This is a genomic window from Leucobacter chironomi DSM 19883 (genome assembly GCF_000421845.1).
Taxonomy (GTDB): domain Bacteria; phylum Actinomycetota; class Actinomycetes; order Actinomycetales; family Microbacteriaceae; genus Leucobacter; species Leucobacter chironomi.
The window spans coordinates 1-20,439 of record NZ_ATXU01000016.1; the positions used below are offsets into that span (position 1 = coordinate 1).

General features: G+C 69.0%; 16 protein-coding genes and 1 tRNA gene. 3 read left to right on the top strand and 14 right to left on the bottom strand.

The genetic code is table 11. The features are described 5' to 3' along the window. On the bottom strand, positions 1-1,070 hold a 1,070-nt coding region (locus tag H629_RS0113160; RefSeq protein ID WP_024357702.1), incomplete at its 3' end, for an HtaA domain-containing protein. 287 nt (positions 1,071-1,357) lie between these two features. Between H629_RS0113160 and msrB the strand changes: the two genes are divergently transcribed. Then, on the top strand, positions 1,358-1,804 hold the full coding sequence (msrB, locus tag H629_RS0113165; RefSeq protein ID WP_024357703.1) for a peptide-methionine (R)-S-oxide reductase MsrB: 447 nt from the start codon (positions 1,358-1,360) through the stop codon (positions 1,802-1,804). 5 nt (positions 1,805-1,809) lie between these two features. Continuing rightward, the gene (locus tag H629_RS0113170; protein WP_024357704.1) at positions 1,810-2,370 is read left to right on the top strand and encodes a nitroreductase family protein; all 561 of its coding nucleotides are present in this window, start codon (positions 1,810-1,812) and stop codon (positions 2,368-2,370) included. Between the two features lie 10 nt (positions 2,371-2,380). Here H629_RS0113170 and H629_RS0113175 read toward each other — a convergent pair whose 3' ends face one another. From H629_RS0113175 to secA, 4 genes are all read right to left on the bottom strand, one after another. After that, the gene (locus tag H629_RS0113175) at positions 2,381-3,313 is read right to left on the bottom strand and encodes a DMT family transporter (RefSeq protein ID WP_024357705.1); all 933 of its coding nucleotides are present in this window, start codon (positions 3,311-3,313) and stop codon (positions 2,381-2,383) included. 184 nt (positions 3,314-3,497) lie between these two features. Continuing rightward, positions 3,498-3,573: transfer RNA gene (locus H629_RS0113180), tRNA-Thr, on the bottom strand. 37 nt (positions 3,574-3,610) lie between these two features. Beyond that, a complete protein-coding gene (locus tag H629_RS0113185) occupies positions 3,611-4,570 on the bottom strand; it encodes a DsbA family protein (protein ID WP_024357706.1) in 960 nt (319 codons plus the stop codon). A gap of 78 nt (positions 4,571-4,648) precedes the next feature. Beyond that, positions 4,649-7,393, bottom strand: coding sequence for a preprotein translocase subunit SecA (secA, locus tag H629_RS0113190; protein ID WP_024357707.1), 2,745 nt, complete (start codon positions 7,391-7,393; stop codon positions 4,649-4,651). 132 nt (positions 7,394-7,525) lie between these two features. On the opposite strand from secA, the gene H629_RS0113195 reads away from it, so the two are divergent. Continuing rightward, positions 7,526-8,275 carry a polyprenol monophosphomannose synthase gene (locus H629_RS0113195; RefSeq protein WP_029746998.1) on the top strand — a complete coding sequence of 250 codons (750 nt, stop codon included), beginning with the start codon at positions 7,526-7,528 and terminating at the stop codon, positions 8,273-8,275. 66 nt (positions 8,276-8,341) lie between these two features. Here H629_RS0113195 and H629_RS0113200 read toward each other — a convergent pair whose 3' ends face one another. From H629_RS0113200 to H629_RS0113240, 9 genes are all read right to left on the bottom strand, one after another. Next, a complete protein-coding gene (locus tag H629_RS0113200; protein ID WP_024357709.1) occupies positions 8,342-9,916 on the bottom strand; it encodes a SpaH/EbpB family LPXTG-anchored major pilin in 1,575 nt (524 codons plus the stop codon). A 58-nt stretch (positions 9,917-9,974) separates the two neighbouring features. Beyond that, positions 9,975-10,625: a DUF7927 domain-containing protein gene (locus tag H629_RS15420; protein WP_024357710.1), complete on the bottom strand. Its 651-nt coding sequence runs from the start codon at positions 10,623-10,625 to the stop codon at positions 9,975-9,977. Between the two features lie 403 nt (positions 10,626-11,028). Beyond that, a complete protein-coding gene (locus H629_RS15425) occupies positions 11,029-13,722 on the bottom strand; it encodes a hypothetical protein (RefSeq protein WP_161608032.1) in 2,694 nt (897 codons plus the stop codon). A gap of 396 nt (positions 13,723-14,118) precedes the next feature. Then, positions 14,119-14,751, bottom strand: coding sequence for a ribosome hibernation-promoting factor, HPF/YfiA family (hpf, locus tag H629_RS0113215; protein ID WP_024357712.1), 633 nt, complete (start codon positions 14,749-14,751; stop codon positions 14,119-14,121). A gap of 169 nt (positions 14,752-14,920) precedes the next feature. Beyond that, on the bottom strand, positions 14,921-15,619 hold the full coding sequence (locus H629_RS14655; protein ID WP_024357713.1) for a ComF family protein: 699 nt from the start codon (positions 15,617-15,619) through the stop codon (positions 14,921-14,923). Between the two features lie 108 nt (positions 15,620-15,727). Then, on the bottom strand, positions 15,728-17,461 hold the full coding sequence (locus H629_RS0113225; RefSeq protein ID WP_084705425.1) for an LpqB family beta-propeller domain-containing protein: 1,734 nt from the start codon (positions 17,459-17,461) through the stop codon (positions 15,728-15,730). Further along, positions 17,458-19,224 carry an MtrAB system histidine kinase MtrB gene (gene mtrB, locus H629_RS0113230; RefSeq protein ID WP_338034121.1) on the bottom strand — a complete coding sequence of 589 codons (1,767 nt, stop codon included), beginning with the start codon at positions 19,222-19,224 and terminating at the stop codon, positions 17,458-17,460. The genes H629_RS0113225 and mtrB overlap by 4 nt, the downstream gene beginning before the upstream one ends. Next, entirely contained in the window at positions 19,190-19,873 is a 684-nt protein-coding gene (mtrA, locus tag H629_RS0113235; protein ID WP_024357716.1) for an MtrAB system response regulator MtrA, read from the bottom strand. Before mtrA ends, mtrB begins: the two co-directional genes overlap by 35 nt. A gap of 57 nt (positions 19,874-19,930) precedes the next feature. Further along, on the bottom strand, positions 19,931-20,374 hold the full coding sequence (locus H629_RS0113240) for a metallopeptidase family protein (protein ID WP_024357717.1): 444 nt from the start codon (positions 20,372-20,374) through the stop codon (positions 19,931-19,933). Between the last annotated feature and the right edge of the window lie 65 nt (positions 20,375-20,439).

Genomic DNA, 20,439 nt, shown 5'->3' on the forward strand with positions numbered 1-20,439 from the left:
GACTCGTCACCACGCGGCGCAACCGTCATCGTCACCTCGAACGAACCATCAGCATCAAACTGCAACGCCCGCGGCAGACCGTTCTTGTCCACCGCACCATGCGCCCACACCAGCTTCGCGCCAGCTGTGCACCCGGCGTTAATGTACGCGAACGTCAGATCCGCCACATCGATGTCCGCACACGGCGTCACATAAATCGACTTCGTCGGGTCATACCCCGAACCCGTCACCGTCACCGACGCACCCGCACGATCCAGATCCGTATTCGGCGACACCACGAACGACGGACCCACAGGCACAGGCGCGGCGGGAGTGGAGAAGGTGAAGGCATCGGTGGCCTGGCCCTGGTAGCCCGCGACTCCGGCCGGCGCGAGCGTTGACGCGAACACGCCCGCCGCGGCCGTCCACTGCTGCAGTGAGTTCGTCTCGGCCGAAGTCCCCGTCGCAGCGATCGTCGCCACGACGATGCGGGCAACGGAGTCGGCTCCGGCGGTGTCGGTAGTGCTCATCTCAGCTGAGACGGTGGCCGCGCCGTCGGTCGCAATGGTGATCCGCGGGTTCTGCAGCGCGATCGTGAAGCCGTGCGCGGGGTTATCCCAAATCACACCACCGGTGTAGGCGATCTCACCGGTGCCCGCAGCTGGGTCGAAGCTCGACGCGGCCGACTCGGGGAAGTGAGTGGTTCCGTCAGGGTTGAGCGTTGCACCGCCGTACGGGGTCTGCGTGCCTCCCACGCCCGCGAGGTAACCGCGCCAGCTGGCCTTGAAGCCCCAGTCGAGCGATCCGCCATTCTCACGCACCGCTTCAAGCGTTGCGGGCGGCGCCGCGGCGAGCAGCGAGGGAGCCGCTGCTGCGGTGTCGTCGACGGGCTGAGCGGTGTCAGCTTCGGAGGGCGTTTCGGCGACAGGCTGCTGCGGTGCGGCTGGCTCTTCAGCGGGGGCCTCGCTCGGCGTGCCGTTGCTGGGGGCCTCGGGGGCCGTGGTCTGCTCGACCACCGGATCGGCGGGGAGCTCTTCGGCCGAAGCGGCGGATCCGCCCAGCAGGGCACCTCCCGCTACCAGAGCAGACACCAGCAATGCCGCGAGTGACCCTCGCAAACCCCGACGTGCAAACATGCGCAACGCACTCCTTGATGGATGAAACTGGGACGTGGGCGGGAACGCGGCAACGCCGCTTCCGTGCCACATCCGACTCAGATGAGGCATACCTAACTCGAGGCACCGAAGAATAGTCTGACGAATATCATCCGATGATGCAAGTCGGGGTGATCCGCCTGGCCCGAGCAGCGGTATTTCCCGGCCCGCGAGCAGCCTCGCGGCGTACACTGACAGCGCATCGAAGCCCGCGAAGGAGCATCATGAGCCAGCCGACCGGATCCGCCGACCACTACGAGGTGCGCCTCGACGACGCCGAGTGGCGCACCCGCCTCTCCCCCGAGGAGTACGCGGTCCTGCGCCAGGCCGCGACCGAGCGTGCAGGCACCGGCGAACTGCTGAACGAAGACCGCGATGGCCTCTACCGCTGCCGCGCCTGCGGCAACGAGCTCTTCGTCGCCGGCACTAAGTTCGACTCGGGCTGCGGCTGGCCGAGCTTCTACGAGAGCGTACGCCCGGAGGCCGTCGAACTCCTCGAGGACCGGAGCCTCGGAATGGTGCGCACCGAGGTGCGGTGCGCGAAGTGCGGATCGCACCTCGGCCACGTGTTCCCCGACGGATTCGGCACCCCCACCGGCGACCGCTACTGCATGAACTCCCTCGCACTGTCGTTCGAGCCGGAGGCCGGATCCGCCGACGAGAGCCGGTGATCGAGATGCCCGCAGAATCATCGACGCCCCGCCCCGCACTGGAGGCGGTGCGGAATCGACGCTCCTTCTCGAAGGTTACCGAGGAGGCCCCGTCTCGGGCCGAGATCGAAGAGCTCGTGTCGGCGATGTCGAGCATCGCAGATCACTCGGGTCTGCGCCCGTGGCGCATCATCAGCCTGCGCGGCGACGCTCGCAAGAAGCTCGGCAAGGCGTTCGCCAAGGCGGAGGGCGGATCGCGCGACAAGTACATCGCGAAGGCGCAGCGCGCGCCTCTGCTGCTCGCCATCGTGGTGTGCCCCCGCAAGAGCAAGGTGCCGCTGTGGGAGCAGGAGGCGGTGGCCAGCGGCGTCGCGCACACGCTCGGGCTGCTGCTGCACGAAGCCGGCTGGGGTACGTTCTGGCGCACCGGCTCGCTCACCCGGGCGAAGGCGGTGCGCAAGGCGCTCGGCGTGCAGAAGCCCGAATACCTGCTCGGCTGGATCTACGTCGGCGGCATCCCCGACAAGGATCGGCGCGTGAAACCCCGCAAGCCCATCGAGCTGTCACGGCACCTCAGCGAGCTCTGAAACGGCCGCCTCAGGCGCGTGCGCCCCGCCCCGGCAGCGACGCGATCATCACGGCCACCAGCGCCACCGCGGTGCCGACGGCCATCAGGGCCGTCACTCCTCCGGCGAGCGGCAGCGAGGCCTCCAGCAGCACCGACGCGATGAGCTGCCCGGCGACGTTCGACATGCTGAGCAGCAGCACCCCGGTGAGCCGCACGAGGATCGCCGCCACTGCGATGAAGATCATGCCGATCACGCCGCCCACGTAGAACCAGGGCTCGCTCGGCCAGCTCTCCGGCCACCCCTGCACCGCCAGCGACACGGCCGCCGCGATGACGAGCACCACAGTGCCCACCACGAAATTCACGAAGGTCGCGGCAATGGCGCTCTGCGCCGCCGCCCGTACCAGCCCGTTCACCGCAGACTGCCACGCCATACCGATACCTGCGATCAGCGGCACCACGACGAGCCACGGCGATCCGGAACCTCCGAGGCCGCCCGCGACCGAGATCGCAACCGCCACGACCGCGAGCCCGGTGCCCACGACTCGCTGCAATGACGGATCCACGCGGCCGCCCGGGCCGAGACCGATGCGATCCATGAGCAGCCCGCCGAGCACCTGACCGGCGACGATGCCGACGGTGAACAGCGCGAGCCCGATCACCGACGCCACGAGGCCCTGCGTGAGCACGAAGAACGCACCGCAGGTGCCGCCGAGCAGCCCCCAGACGGGGTACCGGCCGGAGCGCACCTCTGTGGAGAGGAGCCGCATCCCGCGCCGCGCCTTCGGCGTGACGAGCGTGATCAGCGCGAGCAGCAGCATTCCTGACCCGAATGAGACGGCGGCGGCGAGATATCCGTTGCCGATCTGCTGACTCAGGCCGCCATTGATGCGCGACTGCACCGCGACGAGCATGCCCGCCGTACCCGAACCGAGCAGTGCGACGGGAACTCTGAACCTCACATGCACTCGGCCTACCCTACTCCTCGGGGCCGTAGCGGGAAGATTCCTCGGCTGCGCAGGCAGCCGGATGATCAGGATCGCGGCGCTTACGAGCGCAGCGAGTGGAGCCCGGCCCGCGCTTCGCTCCGTGGCCGGCGCTTGTGAGCGCCGCGGCTCTGCGACGAAACGCTGACGCGTTTCTTACTGGAGCCGCCTGTCGGACTCGAACCGACCACCTGCGCTTTACAAGGGCGCTGCTCTACCAGATGAGCTAAGGCGGCAAACGGGGCGGCCACGTGCGTCGCCGCCCCGAGCAGTTTACTCCGACTTCGTCGCGTCGTCGGAATCGGTCTTGTCGGAGGCCGACTTCTTCTCGACCTCGCCCTTGACCTTCAGCAGGTACGACTCCAGGTCGCCGTCGCGGGCCTGGTTCCACTGCTGACCGTTGACGATCACTGTGGGGGTGCTGACGAGGCGCTGCGCCTGGTCGGCGGGCTGCAGCTCGGTGCCGCCGGGGCCGAACATCTGGGCGCCCTTGGCGAGGCCCTGCACGCCGGTTTCGCTCACGGCCTTGTAGTTGGCTGCGATGAAGCTGCCGAATCGCACGTCCTTGACGCACTGGCGCAGCTCGGTGGTGAGCTCGGCGCCGGCGCTCTCAGCCTGTTCGAGCAGTTCGTCGTCGGAGAGGCCTGTGGTGCCCTCCTTGGGCTGCACCTCGGCGCTCAGCAGCGTGTTGTGCAGCTTGAAGGCGACGTCGGGCTGCTCCTCGACGACGCAGGCGAACAGGTTCGCGGCGCGGGTCGAGTACTTGGTGCCCAGCGAGGCGCTGTCGAGGAAGTTCAGCGGGTAGACCTGCAGGTCGACGTCGCCGCTGCCCACGTAGTTCTCGAGCATGGTGCCGTACTGCTGCTCGAACGCACCGCAGGCGGGGCACATGTAGTCGACGTAGATGCTGACGTCGAGGGGCAGCTGCTTGCGGTCGACCTCGGGCGCCTTGCGCTCGGCGCCGGCCTGCAGTGCGGGCGTTTCGACGACCTTGAGGTCCTTGGTGAAGACGACACCGCCGGATGCCATGTTCTCGGGGCCGGGGCCGGCGGGCTTCATCGTCTGGGTGAGGATGAGCGCGACGACCGCGAGGATCGCCAGCACGCCGACCACGATGCCGCCCTGCAGCATCAGGCGGCCGCGCTTCTCGCGGCGCTTCTCGGCTTCGCGGGCGAGGCGCGCCTGCTCGCGGGCGCGCTCTCGGCGCTCGTTCTTCGTGAGTTTCTCTGCCATGGCTCTCTCCAGGTCGGGCCGCGGTCGGCTCCGGTTCTTCGTTCGGGTGGCCGGGCGGCGCTGCGCGCCGCCCGCACCCTACTTCTTCTTGTTGGCGCGACGCTCGGCGCGGTTCGCGGTGCCGCCCTCGGCGGGCACCTGCTGGCCGAAGGCTCCGCGCTGCGTGGGCTGCTGGGGTGCCCCGGCAGCCTTTCCGCCGGGGGCCTGCGCCCCGCTGACCGACGGCGCGCCGTCTTCATCGGGGGCGGTGTAGCTGAGCTTGGACTGATCCGGGGTCTGCTGCTCTTCGAGCCCGCCGCCTTCGAGGTGCACGTGATCCTGCGGTCCCTCGGCGGGGCGCACCTTCACCTCGAGGTTGTAGAGCAGCCCCATCGACTCTTCCTTGATCTGCCCCATCATGCCTTCGAACATGGTGAAGCCTTCGCGCTGGTACTCGACCAGCGGATCGCGCTGCGCCATCGCGCGCAGGCCGATGCCCTCCTTGAGGTATTCCATCTCGTAGAGGTGGTCGCGCCAGCGGCGGTCGATCGTGGCGAGCACCACACGGCGTTCGAGCTCGCGCATGGCTTCCTCGCCGAGCTCTTCTTCGCGCTTGCGGTAGGCGACCTCCGCGTCGGAGAGGATCTCGCGGCGCAGGAAGGCCTTGTCGACGCGGGTTCCGCCGGCCTCTGCGACGAGTTCGTCGACGGTGATGCCGATCGGGTAGACCTGCTTGAGGTCGCTCCAGAGCGCGTCGAAGTCCCACTCTCCGTCGAGACCGTGGGAGTCGAGGATCGCGTCGATCGTCTGCTGACGGAACGCGTCGATGCGACCCTCGATCTCTTCGCCGTCGAGGATCTGCTGGCGGTCACCGTAGATGGCCTTGCGCTGGCGGTCGAGAACGTCATCGTACTTCAGCACGTTCTTGCGGATCTCGGCGTTGCGCTGCTCGACCTGGCTCTGCGCGCTCTGGATGGCGCGGGTGACCACCTTCGACTCGATGGCGAGGTCGTCGGGGAAGCCGTCGCGGTTCATGAGCGCGGCTGCGGCGCCCGAGTTGAAGAGGCGCATCAGGTCGTCGGCGAGGGACAGGTAGAAGCGGCTCTCGCCGGGGTCGCCCTGGCGGCCGGAGCGGCCGCGCAGCTGGTTGTCGATGCGGCGGGATTCGTGGCGTTCGGTGCCGAGCACGTAGAGGCCGCCGACGGCGCTGACCTTCTCGGCTTCTTCGGCGACGGTGCGCTTGACGGCGTCGAAGACGTCATCCCAGGCTGCCTCGTAGGCTTCGGGATCGTCCTCGGTGGAGAGGCCGCGTGCGGCCATCTCCTGCACGGCGAGGAACTCGGCGTTGCCGCCGAGCATGATGTCGGTGCCGCGGCCGGCCATGTTGGTGGCGACGGTGACGGCGCCCAGGCGACCGGCCTGCGCGATGATCGCGGCTTCGCGTGCGTGGTTCTTGGCGTTCAGCACCTCGTGGCGCACGCCCTTCTTGGCGAGCAGGCGGGAGATGTACTCGCTCTTCTCGACGCTCGTGGTGCCGACGAGGACGGGCTGGCCCTTCTCGTAGCGCTCGGCGATGTCCTCGACGGCCTGCTGGAACTTGGCCTCCTCGTTCTTGTAGACGAGGTCGGGCTGGTCCTTGCGCTGCATGGGCTTGTTGGTGGGGATCGGCACCACGCCCAGCTTGTAGGTCGACATGAACTCGCCGGCCTCGGTCTCAGCGGTACCGGTCATGCCGGAGAGCTTCTCGTAGAGGCGGAAGTAGTTCTGCAGGGTGACGGTGGCGAGCATCTGGTTCTCGGCCTTGACCTGCACGCCTTCCTTCGCCTCGATGGCCTGGTGCATGCCCTCGTTGTAGCGGCGGCCGGCGAGGATGCGGCCGGTGTGCTCGTCGACGATGAGCACTTCGCCGTTCAGCACGACGTAGTCCTTGTCGCGGGTGAAGAGCGCCTTCGCCTTGATCGAGTTGTTGAGGAAGGAGATGAGGGGGGTGTTCACCGACTCGTAGAGGTTGGTGATGCCGAGGTGATCCTCGACCTTTTCGATGCCGGGTTCGAGCACGCCGATGGTGCGCTTCTTCTCGTCGACCTCGTAGTCGGCGCCGGCCTCGAGCTTGCGCGCGATGCGGGCGAACTCGGCGAACCAGCGGTTCGCCTCGCCCGAGGATGGGCCGGAGATGATGAGCGGTGTGCGGGCCTCGTCGATGAGGATCGAGTCGACCTCGTCGATGACGGCGAAGAAGTGGCCGCGCTGCACGCGCTCTTCGGCGCTGGACGCCATGTTGTCGCGCAGGTAGTCGAAGCCGAACTCGTTGTTGGTGCCGTAGGTGATGTCGGCGTTGTACTGCTCGCGGCGGGTGGCGGGATCCTGCCCGGAGACGATGCAGCCGGTGGTCATGCCGAGGGCGCGGAACACGCGGCCCATGAGCTCGCTCTGGTAGCTGGCGAGGTAGTCGTTGACGGTGACGACGTGCACGCCCTTGCCGGCGAGCGCGTTGAGGTAGGCCGGCATGGTGGCGACGAGGGTCTTGCCCTCACCGGTCTTCATCTCGGAGATGTTGCCGAGGTGCAGGTTGGCACCGCCCATCACCTGCACGTCGAAGGGGCGCAGTCCGATGGTGCGCTTGGCGGCCTCGCGCACGGCGGCGAACGCTTCGGGCAGCAGGTCGTCGAGGGTTTCGCCCTTCGCGAGCCGCTCGCGGAACTCGTCGGTCTCCCCGCGCAGATCTTCGTCGCTGAGGTCGGCGAAGGAGCTCTCGAGGTCGGTGACCGTCTTGGCCAACCGCTGGAGCTTCTTCAGGGTGCGACCCTCGCCGACGCGAAGGAGCTTTTCGAGAACTGTCGCCACGTTGTGTCTCCTGTAAGGTTCTGCACGGTGGTCCGCTTCGCGACTTCACCGCCGTTGCCGAATTGTGACAACTCCTCAGCTTAGCAAGGCGCAGCCCGGCATCGGCTGGGGACTTGCCCGGATGGAGGTCCTGTGGGGGCACCCTCGCACGCCGTGCTCGTGATCCTCCCCACCTACAACGAGTTCGGCACGCTGCCGGGCGTGGTCGCACAGCTGCTGCGCGCGGTGCCCGAGGCGCAGGTGCTGGTGGTCGATGACGGCAGCCCGGATGGCACGGGGGCGCTTGCTGATCGGCTGGCGGCGGCGGATCGGCGGGTGACCGTGCTGCATCGCCCGGGCAAGGGCGGGCTCGGCACCGCATACATCGCGGGGTTCCGGTTCGCGCTCGCTGAGGGCTATCGGATGGTGGTGGAGATGGATGCGGACGGCTCGCATCTCGCCGAGGAGCTGCCGCTGCTGATCGATGCTGCGCGCCGCGTGGGCGGCGCCGCTATCGGGGCGCGCTGGGTGGCGGGCGGGCGCATCGTGGGCTGGCCGCGTCACCGTCGGTGGATTTCGCGCACCGGCACGCGGGTGGCGCGGATCGCGTTGCGTTCCGGGTTGCACGACTTGACGAGCGGGTTCCGGGCGATCGACGCTTCGTGGCTGGCCCGGCTCGATCTCGGCGCGCTCGACTCGCAGGGGTACGGGTTTCAGGTGGAGTCGGCGTGGGAGCTGGAACGGCTGGGCTGCCCGATCGTGGAGGTGCCGATCACCTTCGTGGAGCGTGTCGGCGGCCGTTCGAAGATGACGTGCGGGATCGTGTTCGAGGCGCTGTGGAATGTGCTGCGCCGCGGCTGGCGGCTGCGCTTCGGTCGCCCGCAGGGACCGTCCGCCCCCTGATCACGCAGAAGCCTCCCGTCCCCTGAGCTTGCCGAAGGGACCGCAGGCTTCGGCGTGCAGCGCGGCTTAGGCGGCGGTGGTGTTCTCGGCGGTGTCGCGCTTGCGGCGGCCGAAGACGGCGAAGAGCACGCCGCCGGCGATGAGGATCGCTCCCCCGATACCGATCGCGGTCATGCCCGCACCACCCAGCACCGGGAGGGCGCCGGCCGCACGCTGCGCGTTCGCGATGTTCACGACCAAGCCGGCACCGGCGAGGTTGGTGCCGGGGTAGACGGTGATCTCGGTGGGCGTGGTCGACGCGACGTAGCCTGCGGGGGCGGCCGTCTCGACGACCCAGTACTTCGTGCCCGCAGCCGACGCCTTCAGACCATTGATCACGACGAAGCCGTGATCGGCGCCCTGATCTGTGGTGGTGAAGGTCTTGGTGTCGGCATCAACACCCGCACCCGGGCCGAACTCGAGGCCACCGGTGACGGGCTGGCCCGCGGTCACCTGCGCCGCAGCAGCGGTCGCGGCGGCCTGCGTGGTGAACACCTGGAACTTCGCACCCGCGAGACGCTTCGACACATCACCCTGCACGTGCTTGTTCAGACGGGCAGTGCCCCACAGCGACTGCGCCTCGATGATCCCGTGGGTCATGTTCATCTGCACCGATGCTTCGTTTCGCGTGACACCGTTCGCAAGAACCGCGATGATCTTCGCGTCGTACTCGAACACGATCACCGAGCCCGGCCCCGCGGCGTTCACCTTCGCCCGCCCCGCTGCCGAGAGGTAGCTCTGACCGGGCTGGCTCTCCAGGTCCGAGGAGTCGAGCACGACCGGCATGCCGTTCTTCGGCGTCACCGTTGCACGGTCGGGGAACTGCGTACCGCCAGTGCCCGCCCGGGTCTTCGTCGGATCCCAGCGCTCCATCCCGTTCAGGAACGGGCTCTCCGCTACGAAGAACTGCGAGATGTTGTACCCGACCGAGTCCGGCACATAAGCCGCGATCCGCCACGTCACTTTGTCGCCAACCGCGTGCGCAGTCGTATCGTCCACGGTCTTCACGAAGTAGGGGTCGTCCCCGAGGGTGTTCTTCGGGTACGCGTGCACGTCGTACCGGAATACCCCCGGCTCGGTCGTGGGCATGGGCAGGGTCACGAGGAAGGGCTGTGCCGGGGTGTCGATCGAGTTGCTGCCGAAGTCGGTCTCGGTGACGTAGAACAGGCCCACGGGGAGGGTGTCGAACACGGCCAGACCGCCGTTCGCGGTCGTTTCGGCGACCGGGGCCCCCAGTGTCGCAGTCAGCGGATCGAACGGAGTCGTGCCGTTCAGATAGGGCTGGATCGTCGCCCACCCGGCGTCGGTGGTGAGATCGATCGGAGTGCCACCGATCTGGGTGACCTGTTCGACGGTGAACTCGACCCCGTTGATCGGGAGGGCGTCCGCGGGCAGGCTGCCCGGGGCGAGCTCGGAGCCGTCGCCCGCAATACCCGGGGTGGCGGGCTGGGAGAGCTTGTGGATCGTGAGCGACCGGGGCTGGTTCGGGTCGATGTTCGACGGCGCCGCCTGCGCGGCACTGACCGTGACCCCCATCAGCGCGGTCGCACCCAACGCGACCGCCGCCACCGCGGCGCTGAGGCGCCTCGTGGTTCTGGACATGGTGTGTTTCCTTTCCTCCACCCCCGAGGGGGAATCAGTTGTTCTCGATGACTTCAGTTCATGGTTCAGACGGCGCCGACCCGACAGTCCCTGGCACCCGGCGACGCCGCCACAGAACGGCAGCAAGCAGCCCGGCCGCGACGATCAGACCGCCCCAGGTGAGGATGCCCTGCACGGTCGCACCGCCCAGCACCGGCAACGGGAACGCGAACCACTGGGGTGTCGCAAGCGTGACCTTGCACGCGGGCTGCACTCCCCCGCACCCAGTCGGTCGCACGACACCATCACCGGTCACCGAGTTCACGAGGGGTGTCCCGTACGCGTCGTCCTTCACCGTCACCGTGTACGACACCTGCTGCGACAGACCCGGCGCCACCGCCGGCACCTGCCAGCTGAGCTGCGACCCGGCACGGGTCACCCCGGCCGGCAGATTCCCGGCGAGCTTCGCACTGTTGAGCACCTGCGAGGCGTCATCCGTCACGACGAGCCCCGCGAGGGACACGTCCCCGGTGTTCGTGGCGGTCAGCGTGTAGGTGACCTGCTCGCCCGGGCGCACCGTCGCACCGTCTGCAACCGGCACCGGCACCCCGCCGCGCTCCACAGTGGCGGTCTTCGCCAGCTCCCAGGCTCGCTTCCCGAGGGACGCCTCGAAGTCGTCCGACGCCGACACGAGCATGCCCGTCGTATCGGATCGTCCGTTCAGCGTCACCCGATCCTGATGCTTCGGATTCGCCGCCGACAGTGCGGGAAGGCCCGGTCCACACTCAAGCATCAGCCCCTGGGGCTGGAGCACAAACGGTTGACCGTCATCCGTGTAGGTGATCGGGTTCCCCAGCGTAAGCAGCCGACCTCCCTGCTCCCAGCAGGACATATGGGTCACTGCTGGGCCAGCGAGTGTCAAGTCGGAGATCGTCAGGTTCCCGATCGGCTCGGCACCGCTATTCGCGAAGTGCATCCACACTGTGAGCGGGTCACTCACCCCCTGCGCATTCGGCGCCAACAACGCCGGATCGCCCTGGTCACTCGTCTTCACCGCCGTGAGCGGAGAGGTAGCGACGACAAGACCCAAGTTCACGTATCCGGTGTGATGCCCCGCACCAACGCTTAGCGGCTCAGAAGTCGCCGTGACCGGGTTGAAGCAGCTTCGAACCCCGGTAGGAGCACATCCAACAGCGGCCGGCAGCAACGGCACCGCCCCATAGGTGTAGTCCGCCGGGCTCTTTCCCGGGCCGAGCATCCGACGCCCCCGCGACGGGCAGCCAGGGGCTCTCCACCGGCACGAGCGTCGGGGTCACCTGGGTCGTGTAGAACAGGGTCGCCCCCGACGTGGTCTGCTCCGTCTCGAGCACCGCGCTCGTGAGGGAGAGTGTGCCGCCGAAGTGCGATCCACCGCCCTCCCAGGTGGGCACCGCACTCCCATAGCGAGCCGCATCCCCGGGGCTGGGGAGCACGACCACGGTCTCCGATGCCCCCGACGACGCCAGATCCACTGACCAGTTCAGCGGCTCGCCCGGCTGCACCTTCACCGGCGCGGCGGTCACCTGCGCCAGCGACGACGACTGCGTGAGCACCGCCACCAGGGCGTCGGCCACGGCCGGTACCGGCATGGCCGATCCCGCGGGCTGCTCACCCGTCAGAGAAAACGACGCGGTGTTCGAGACCGCATTCCGGGCGGTCTGCGTGGCCTGAGCCGTGTACTTGATCTCGGGCAGGGTCGCGACACGGGTGTTCGCGTTCCACGACGCCGCATACATCGGCGCCTGCGCGGGAGCGAAGGTGAGGGCGGCTGGCGTTGATTCCGCATCCCCGCACACCCGCCCCGACGGACCGGCAACCGCGTCAGTGACCGTCATCACCCAGCCGGGGGTCTCATTCACCGGCTGGGTGACACAGCGATCCAAGGTGACCGTCACCTCGGGGGCGAAGCCGTCGCCCACGATGACGGGCTTCTCGATCCTCGGCGACACCGTGAACCGCGCCTCACCACCCGGGTACACGCTCGCGGGATCCGCGGCGTGCGTCGCTTGCAGGGTCGGGGTTTCGGGGAACACGAGCCTGACCGCGCCCGGCGCCGACACCACAACCCCGGTGCCCACCCGGCCACGCAGAGTGTCTCTAGCGAGCACCCCCACCCGGGAGACACCCTCACGAATGCGCGACGGCAGGGTGACGGTGTACTTGCCCGCCCCGGGGTCTGCGGCGATCGGGAGAGAGCCCCACACGAACGAGACTTGCAGGGCGCGCGCCCCGGCCGGGGCTTCCTCCTGCTCCACCCAACCCACGGCGACCGCGTCCGCATCCGCAACCGCATCGCCGGTCACACTGGTTGACCACATCAGCCGGTACTTCGACGGATCCACCGGCTTCCCGTCAGGGCCAGTCACATTCACCAGACCGTCCACGCGCTGCAGTTCCGGATCCCACTCGTCGGACACCACGATCCGCTCGTTCGTTTGGATCTCGTTCGTGTACACGCTCAACTGCTGCCGGAACTGCGCCCCCGGCGCCAGCTCCGCAGGGGATGCCGGGTTCGAGATGCCTGTCTGCGCCGCGTTCACCCAGAAGCGGTTGCCCGTTTCGAACTTCGAGACCGAGTCGTCGCGGGGGTACTCGACCTGCTTGCCGAACACCGCACCCGGCGTGGGCACCGGCCGATACACCGTCACCGCGGAGAAATCGTTGTTCGGGAACACCGCGCCCGCGGTCGCGCCCGTCGCCGCATCGTAGGTAGCGAAGGATTTCGGCTTGCCACCGCCGGGCTGCGAGCCGTCGCCGTTGTTCAGATAGTCGGCGGTCGCGAACGCGGCATTCGAAACCTCGAGCTGCACCTCGTACGAACGCGAGTCACCCTCGGCAAGCTCAGGCCACCCCCCACCAGGAAGCGCGAACGTCAGCGTCTGCGTCCCTGAGGTCGTGCCCTGGATCCAGCCATCGACCACGGGCAACGTCACACCGTTGACCCGCCACACCGTATCCGCCGGGAACGCCGACACATTCACCCGGGTGTGCCATGCCGTCGCCGCGGTCGCACCCTTCGACGGCGAGAAGCCCGGCCTGCGCAACTGGGTGGGGCCCACAATGAAGCTGCCGGCACCGTCACCGTTCCAGAGGTACGACGTCGCACCGGGCCGGATCGTGAGATCCGCCAGCGGCGCCGACACCACCGACACCGCCCCACCCTCGACCGAGGTGTACAACTGCTGCCCCTGCACACCCAGCTCAGCCGTGAGTCGCTGGACCGACCGCACCACACCCGCCGTATCCGCCGCAGACGCCACCACGGTGCGCGTCACACTCGCCGACACACCCGCCGACACACTGAACACGCACGCCCCCGACACCACAGCAGCCGACGCGCCCGGCACCGACTGACAGAACTGCGCCAAAGAACCAGCACCCACTGACAGATGCGAGGTGCCCGCGAACTTCACCGACACCTGCCGCGCCGCCGCAGGCAAAAACCTCAACACCAGCTCGTACCCGACCACATCGCCAGAGGACACGACACCGTCGGTGGCCGTGTCATCACCCGGAGCAAACCCATTCGCGGTGTTCACAAACGACGCAGACGAGGTGCCATGCCCGGTGCCGTCGAACACCTTCGCGAACGACATCTCGGTCTGCGGGTTCGGGCCAGGAGCAGCATACGCCAGCCCCGCAGTCACCGCAACCCCGCCGCCCGCAAGCAGCGCCACGACCGCGACCCACGCCGCGCACCTGCGCAGCACGCCGCGCACCGCCGCCCGGCGCGGTCGACGCGCGCGCATGGGCAGGGGCCGAGCACCCTCGCCGATCGCTCCTGACACCAATGCTCCCAGCTTTGCAACGAACACGATCCGTCTGCTCGGTCGGGCCGGAGCTCCCTCAGGGAGAGATCGATTCGAGAATTGTAACGAAACAGCATTTCGCAAGGCAACTGACTGGCAGTTTTCACCAATCACAGCAAGAACCTCAAGGATTCTGAGAATCAATTCAGATTATCCGGGCTCACTGACCGAAATTGCACTGGTCACGCAAGATTCACCCATGCGTTCGCGTTTTTCACCCGCACTGTTCGCGTGACGCACCTCGCTCCCGCTCAGCGGCATCCCGGAACGACTGAGCCCGCCTCCCCCCGGAGAACCGGGGGAGGCGGGCTCAGATGGTGCAGCAGCACCTGACGGGACGACGGGCTGGAAGGCCCTCGCCTCAGCGGGCGGGCACTACTCTTCCGTGAGCGAGATCACGCCGTAGTTCCAGCCCTTGCGGCGGTAGACCACGCTGGGGCGCCCCGAGCCGTGCTCGACGAAGAGGAAGAAATCGTGGCCCACGAGTTCCATCTGGTCGACGGCGTCCTCGATCGAGAGCCGCTCGGCGGGGAACTCCTTGCTGCGGATCACCACCGGCGAGTACTGCTCATCGCCGCCCTGCTGGTCCGGGAGCGGAATGCTGCCGGTCGCCACGGCGTCGATAACCTCGGCGGGCGCCGGCGTCACATCGATCTCGGCGAAGTCATGGGCTGCGGCATCTCCCAGGGAGAGGCGACCGCGGCCGCGGCGATCCTGCCGTTTGTCCTTCATGCGGCGAATGCGCTCGAGCACTCGCCCGTAGGCCATGTCGAAGGCCGAGTACTTGTCTCCGCCGGCAGACTCGGCGCGGATCACGGGGCCCGGGCCGATCAGCGTGATCTCGACCAGATCACCGTGCTTCGGGCTGCGGTCGCTCTGCCGCGAAACCTTCACCTCGAGCGACTGAGCCCTGGGAAGCAGGCCCGACACCTTCTCGGTCTTCGATTCGACATAGTTCTCGAAGCGGTCAGTGATCCCGACGTTCTTGCCGCGGATGTTCACGTCCATGGTGACCTCCCAGGTGACTCAGGCGGGTGGGCCTCTGTGGCGCACCGTTACGCCTTTCCCGCACTCTACTGCACTCGGGGTTTGCGTTTCCACCTCGGCTGCGAGCTCCCAGTCGAAACCCCGGAAACTCATTGAAACCCCGCTGTCGACGAGATATCAGACGCCCTCCTCACACCTGAATCCCGCGCGTGTCTCGCCGCTGCGCGTGGCAGAGCGCCACGATCGCGACCACGATCGCTCCCTCTGCTGCGAGCGCGGCGCGGCAGGCGAGCACCGTCGATCCGGTGGTGATGACGTCGTCGACGAGGATCACCTCCCGGCCGAGCAGCACGGCGCAGCGCGAGGCCCGCACCCGCACCCTCCCGGCGTTGCGGGCGCGCTCGTCGGCGGCGAGTCCGACCTGGCTGCGCCGCCCAGGCCCCGCCCGCAGCGCGGCGACCCGCAGGGCGCGCACGCCCTGCCCGCGCAGCGCGCGGCTCACGAGCAGCTCGACGTGGCGGAAGCCGCGCCGCCGCGTGCCGGCCCGGCGCGACGGCGCCGTCACGATCACCGGGGCCGCCGGTCCGCGGCACGCGGAGATCGCTGCCCCGAGCGGCGCGCGCAGCTGCGCGCCGAGTTCTCCCGCGAGCCCGATCCGCCCGCCGTGCTTGAACGCCACCAGCGTCGCCCGCAGCACCCCTGCGTAGGCTCCCCGCACGAAGCAGGGCGTCCCGACCTCCGGGCGCAGCAGCGGTGCCGGGCGACGCAGTTCGACTCGGCACGGCAGACAGCAGTCGCGGTCCGGCTCACCGCAGCCCACGCAGGCGGTGGGCCACAGCAGGGAGACGAGATCGAGCCAGAGCTCGACGAGTTTCGGGAGGAGCGCCATGACCCGATCCTGTCGCGTCCGAGACCGCCTGGCACCGCGCCCGCCGACATCTGTGGAGAACCGCCGCGGCCAGCGTTCGAGGCGCCGCCTGTGAGCGGAGTCCCCGTCTCACCCCCGCTTCGCGAGCAGCGACACCCCGCTGTCGAGCCGCTGCCAGCCACTGCCCTGGGCCGCGAAAAGGTCGCCGTTCTCGCCGAGCACCCGCAGCTGCGTGCGTCCGCCGCCGCCCGACACCTGCATGCCGCCCGAGATCGATCCGCCCTGCTCCACGCCGAAGCGTCCGGGACCGCCGACGGTCAACTTGCCGGCGTCGTCCACGCGGGTCAGCGCCACGAACCCCTGCTGCCCGACCCAGTCGAGATCGACCGGTCTGCCCACGGCCCACATCTGCACGTCGGCCTCCTCGGTCGTCGCGATCGGCATGCCGTTCTCGCCCCGCACCACACCCGCCACGAGCACCTGGCTGCCGGAGTCGCTGGGCACGAGCGCCGCGATCCGCGCCCCCTCGGGCGACAGCCGCACCGCCACCGGCTCGCGCCCCGCGAGCCAGGGGGCTGGGACCGTCGCCGACGAGCCGTCCGGCCCCCAGATCTGCAGCTGCTGCGCCGAGGAGCGCTGCGCCGTCCAGACGTATCCGAAGACGTCGACCCCCGGTTCGAGCAGCCCGCCCCGGGCATCCACGAGCACTCGACCCTCGTCGTCGAGGCGCGTCACACCCTCGCCGTTCAGCACAGCCGCCGTCTTGCCGTCGAGCGAGAGCGACACCGCCTTCGGGCCGAAGGCCGCGATCCCCTCGGCGAATCCCGGCGACGCCGTGAACCGGCCCGAGATGAGCTTGCCGAAACGCCCGTCCACCAGCACCGAAGGCTCGTACACCTCGCCCAGCACGCGCGGGCCGGTGCCCTCCGGCGGCGGCTGCACCTGCACCCCGTCGACGTACAGGTCGAAGCCGTTGACATCGGCCACCGTCTGCAGACTCATACGCACCTGCTGATACACCTCGGCGAGCGGGTTCTGACCGCCCTGCAGCAGCGCACCGGAGAGATCGATCCGGGCCCTGCCATCGACCACGGGCACCGAGTTCGAGACGAGCGAGGTGCCCGAGGGGAAGCCGCTGTGCACCGCCTCCCGCAGCCGCTCCGACGGTCCTTGCAGCAGCGTGCTGACGATCGCCGTCGGGAGCGACGAGCGGTTCAAGAACCAGCGGGTGTCCGGCACCAGGAGCTCACCGGGCCCCACGAAGTACAGCTGCCGCGGCGACCAGATCGACGTGAAGGTGGTGCTGTCGAGGATGACGCCGGCGGGCGCGGATGAGATGCGCCACTCGCCGGCGACGCGGGTGAACTCGAACCGCATGTCTGTTGCGGGCCCCGGCTGCACCGGCAGCATGACCCCGCTCTCGTCGACCTTCGCGACGGCGGCGAGCGACAGCACGCCGGCCGTCTCGCCCTCGGCCCGGTACGGCCTGCTGCCGTCGTCGATGAGCACGCCCAGATGCGGATCCCACTGGCCCGCGTACTCGGGCGCGAGGAACTCGCGCGCCACGGCGTAGTCGTCCGAGCTCGACGACGCCGCTTCGACGAAGCCGCGCACCACGTCCTTCTGGCTCGCCCCTGACGACGGCCCCGAAGGGATGCTCTGCCAGGTCTGGTCGACCTGCTGCAGGTTCGTCAGGCCCGGCTGCACGGGCCCCGTGGAGGGGATCGCCGCGCACCCGGCCAGCAGCGTCGCGGCCGCCAACCCGGCCGTGATCCGCCACGCACGCCGCGGCCCCCGCACCGAAAACACCGCCCGCACCGTCGCAACGGCCCCGGCCGCCCCCGCGCTCTTCCGCGTGCTCATCGCCGCTCCTTCCGGATGCGCCGGCCCGGCCGCCGCAGCCACCCGCCGGTCTTCTGCGGATCACCCGCCTCGGTCTCGACGTCGTCGGGCACGAGCGGCAACGGCGACATGAAGCTCGTGATCGCGTCGCCCCGCGGCAGGGTGAGCCTGAAATTGGATCCCTCGCCCGGCCTCGACCAGGCCTCCAGGATGCCGCCGTGCACCGCCGCATCCTCCTGCGCGATCGCGAGGCCGAGCCCCGTGCCGCCGAGGGTGCGCTTGCGCGAGGGATCCGCCCGCCAGAAGCGGTCGAACACGTGCTCGACATCCTCCGCCCTCATGCCCACACCCCAGTCGCGCACGCCGATCGAGATCGCGGCCGCGTTGGAGTCGATCGTCACCACGATCGGATGCCCCTCGCCGTGCTCGATCGCGTTGCCCACCAGGTTCGAGACGATGCGGCGGATCCTGCGGGCGTCGACCTCGACGGGCGCGTACCCCCCGAGCGGCCGCACCTCGATCAGGCTCTCAGAAAGCGGCTGCAACCCGTCCACCACCTCGTGCGCGAGCGACACGAGGTTGGTGGGCTCGGTGTCGAGGGTCACCCGCCCCGCGTCGTAGCGCGAGATCTCGAGCAGATCGCCGAGCAGCGATTCGAAGCGCTCCACCTGGGCTCCGAGCACCTCGACGGCGCGCTTCTGCCCGGAGCCGAGGCCCTCGGCGCTGCCCTGCAGCACCTCGCTCGCAAGCCTGATCGTGGTGAGCGGCGTGCGCAGCTCGTGCGAGACGTCCGAGACGAAGCGCTGCTGCATCTCGGAGAGGTGGTCGAGCTCGCGGATACGGGCCTGGAGCGTGTCGGCCATGTCGTTGAAACCCTCGGAGAGCGCGTCGAAGTGCTCGTCGTTCTGCCCGGGCATGCGCGCGTCGCTCTCCCCCGCGGCGAGCCGTCGACTGGTATCGGCGGCCGCGCGAATCGGACGGAACACGATGCGCGACATGATCCACACCAGAATGCCGATGAACGCCATCATCGCCGCCGCCGTGATGAGCAGGGTGCGCTCCACGAAGCTCAGCGTGTCCTCGGTGTCGGCGAGGTTGTAGCCGATGAAGAGGTCGTAGCTGCCTGCCTCCGCCGGAAAGGTGAGGGTCGAGCCGACCACGATGCCGGCCGACTGCGAGCCGTCGTCTCCGTGGAAGGTGACGGCCTGCCAGTGCTGCGGCAGATTCCCCTCGCCGACCGCCCGGCTCAGCTCCGCGCTCACCGCCTCGCGCAGCATCACGCTCGTCGCCGCCGAGGAGGGGGCCTCCGGATAGGACGGCTGGCCGGGCTGCCGCCGCAGGTACACGAGCTGGCTCGCCGAGGTGTCCTGCACCGTGCGGCGCACCGACACGGCGAGCTCCCTGAGACCCACCGCGTCGGACGCCTCCGACGCGTCGATCTGACGCTGAGCCGCAAGCGTCGCCCGCGCCGAATCCTGCAGCGCCTGGTCTCTGCGCGACGAGTAGAGGTCGTCGCTGATGCTGGTCAGCGTGAAGACCCCCGCCACGAAGATGACGAACCCGGTCACCAGACCCGTGATGGTCATGGTGCGCAGCATCAGCGAGCGCCGCCACCGGGCGCGGAAGGGGCCGAGCACCGGCTGGGTCGCCCTGAACCAGCGCAACCGCAGGCGCCTCAGCGCGATACCCGCGCGGGAGCGCCCCCGGTGCGGCAGGGGCGGCTGCGCTCGGAGGGACGGCACGGGCACCCTACTCGACGGGCGTGCCGGCGCGGTAGCCGACACCGCGCACGGTCGTGACGATGGTCGGGTGATCGGGATCCTGCTCGATCTTCGCCCGCAACCGCTGCACATGCACGTTCACCAGCCGGGTGTCGGCCTTGTACTGGTAACCCCAGACCTTCTCCAGCAGCACCTCCCGCGTGAACACCTGCTGCGGCTTGCGGGCGAGGATCGCCAGCAGGTCGAACTCGAGCGGGGTGAGCGGGATCGGCTGCGATCCCCGGCGCACCTCGTGCGCCGAGACGTCGATCGTGAGATCGCCGATGCGCAGCGTCTCGGCCGCGTCCTGCTGCGGTTCGCGCAAACGCGCCCGGATGCGGGCGATCAGCTCGGCAGGGTTGAACGGCTTCACGACGTAGTCGTCGGCACCGGCCTCGAGGCCGCGCACGACGTCGCGGGTGTCGGTGCGGGCGGTGAGCATGATGATGGGGGTGCCGGACTCGGTGCGGATCCGCTCCGCGACCTCGATCCCGTCGAGCCCCGGCAGCATCACATCGAGCAGCACCAGGTCGGGTCGCATCTCGCGGAACTTCTCGACGGCCTCGGTGCCGTCGACCGAGAATTCCGTCACGAAGCCCTCGCCCTGCAGCACCATGCCGAGCATCTCGGCCAGGGCCCTGTCATCGTCAACCACCAGGATGCGCGCGCTCATGTGTCCCATTATGGCCGCTCCGCCTCGGAGTCGGTGGATTGCGGCGACACCTGCCGCTCAGTAGTGCTCGAAGCGCCCCGGCAGCAGCTCCCACGGCTCCCGCCCGAGATACTCGCACACCGCCTGGTAGACGCAGTGCTCCACGAAGTAGCGGCGGTGCTCGTCGTCATCGACGTGCAGGCCGCGAGCCCGCTGGATCGGCATGCGGTACATGATGATGGTGCGAGCGGCCCGATCGATCGAGTAGAAGAGCGGGAGCCGGCTCTCGCCCCGGCCCGTCGGCGCTGTCTGGAAGCCGATCTGCACCCCGCGCAGCTCGTCGGGAAAGCTCGACTGCAGCAGTTCGACGGCGCCGCGGGCATCGGCCTCGAAACGCAGCACGCGGGCGTTCGGGTCGGGAAGACCGGCGCCCGTGATCGAGGATCGCATCCCCCGCCGGCCATGCCGCCGCTGCGCGCGCACAGGGGCGGGGGCGGAGGGCTTGCGCTCGCGTCGGAACATGGCCCCCAGTCTACGGTGCGCTCGGACCGCGAGGCCGGACGCCCGGCTCCGGGAGTCCGGTCCGG

What these genes read in the sequence shown, in the direction of transcription:
- msrB (WP_024357703.1), top strand. Translation starts at nt 1,358, where the DNA reads ATGAGCCAGCCGACCGGATCCGCCGACCACTACGAGGTGCGCCTCGAC.
- H629_RS0113170 (WP_024357704.1), top strand. Translation starts at nt 1,810, where the DNA reads ATGCCCGCAGAATCATCGACGCCCCGCCCCGCACTGGAGGCGGTGCGG.
- H629_RS0113185 (WP_024357706.1), bottom strand. Translation starts at nt 4,570, where the DNA reads ATGGCAGAGAAACTCACGAAGAACGAGCGCCGAGAGCGCGCCCGCGAG.
- H629_RS0113200 (WP_024357709.1), bottom strand. Translation starts at nt 9,916, where the DNA reads ATGTCCAGAACCACGAGGCGCCTCAGCGCCGCGGTGGCGGCGGTCGCG.
- hpf (WP_024357712.1), bottom strand. Translation starts at nt 14,751, where the DNA reads ATGGACGTGAACATCCGCGGCAAGAACGTCGGGATCACTGACCGCTTC.
- H629_RS14655 (WP_024357713.1), bottom strand. Translation starts at nt 15,619, where the DNA reads ATGGCGCTCCTCCCGAAACTCGTCGAGCTCTGGCTCGATCTCGTCTCC.
- H629_RS0113225 (WP_084705425.1), bottom strand. Translation starts at nt 17,461, where the DNA reads ATGAGCACGCGGAAGAGCGCGGGGGCGGCCGGGGCCGTTGCGACGGTG.
- mtrA (WP_024357716.1), bottom strand. Translation starts at nt 19,873, where the DNA reads ATGAGCGCGCGCATCCTGGTGGTTGACGATGACAGGGCCCTGGCCGAG.
- H629_RS0113240 (WP_024357717.1), bottom strand. Translation starts at nt 20,374, where the DNA reads ATGTTCCGACGCGAGCGCAAGCCCTCCGCCCCCGCCCCTGTGCGCGCG.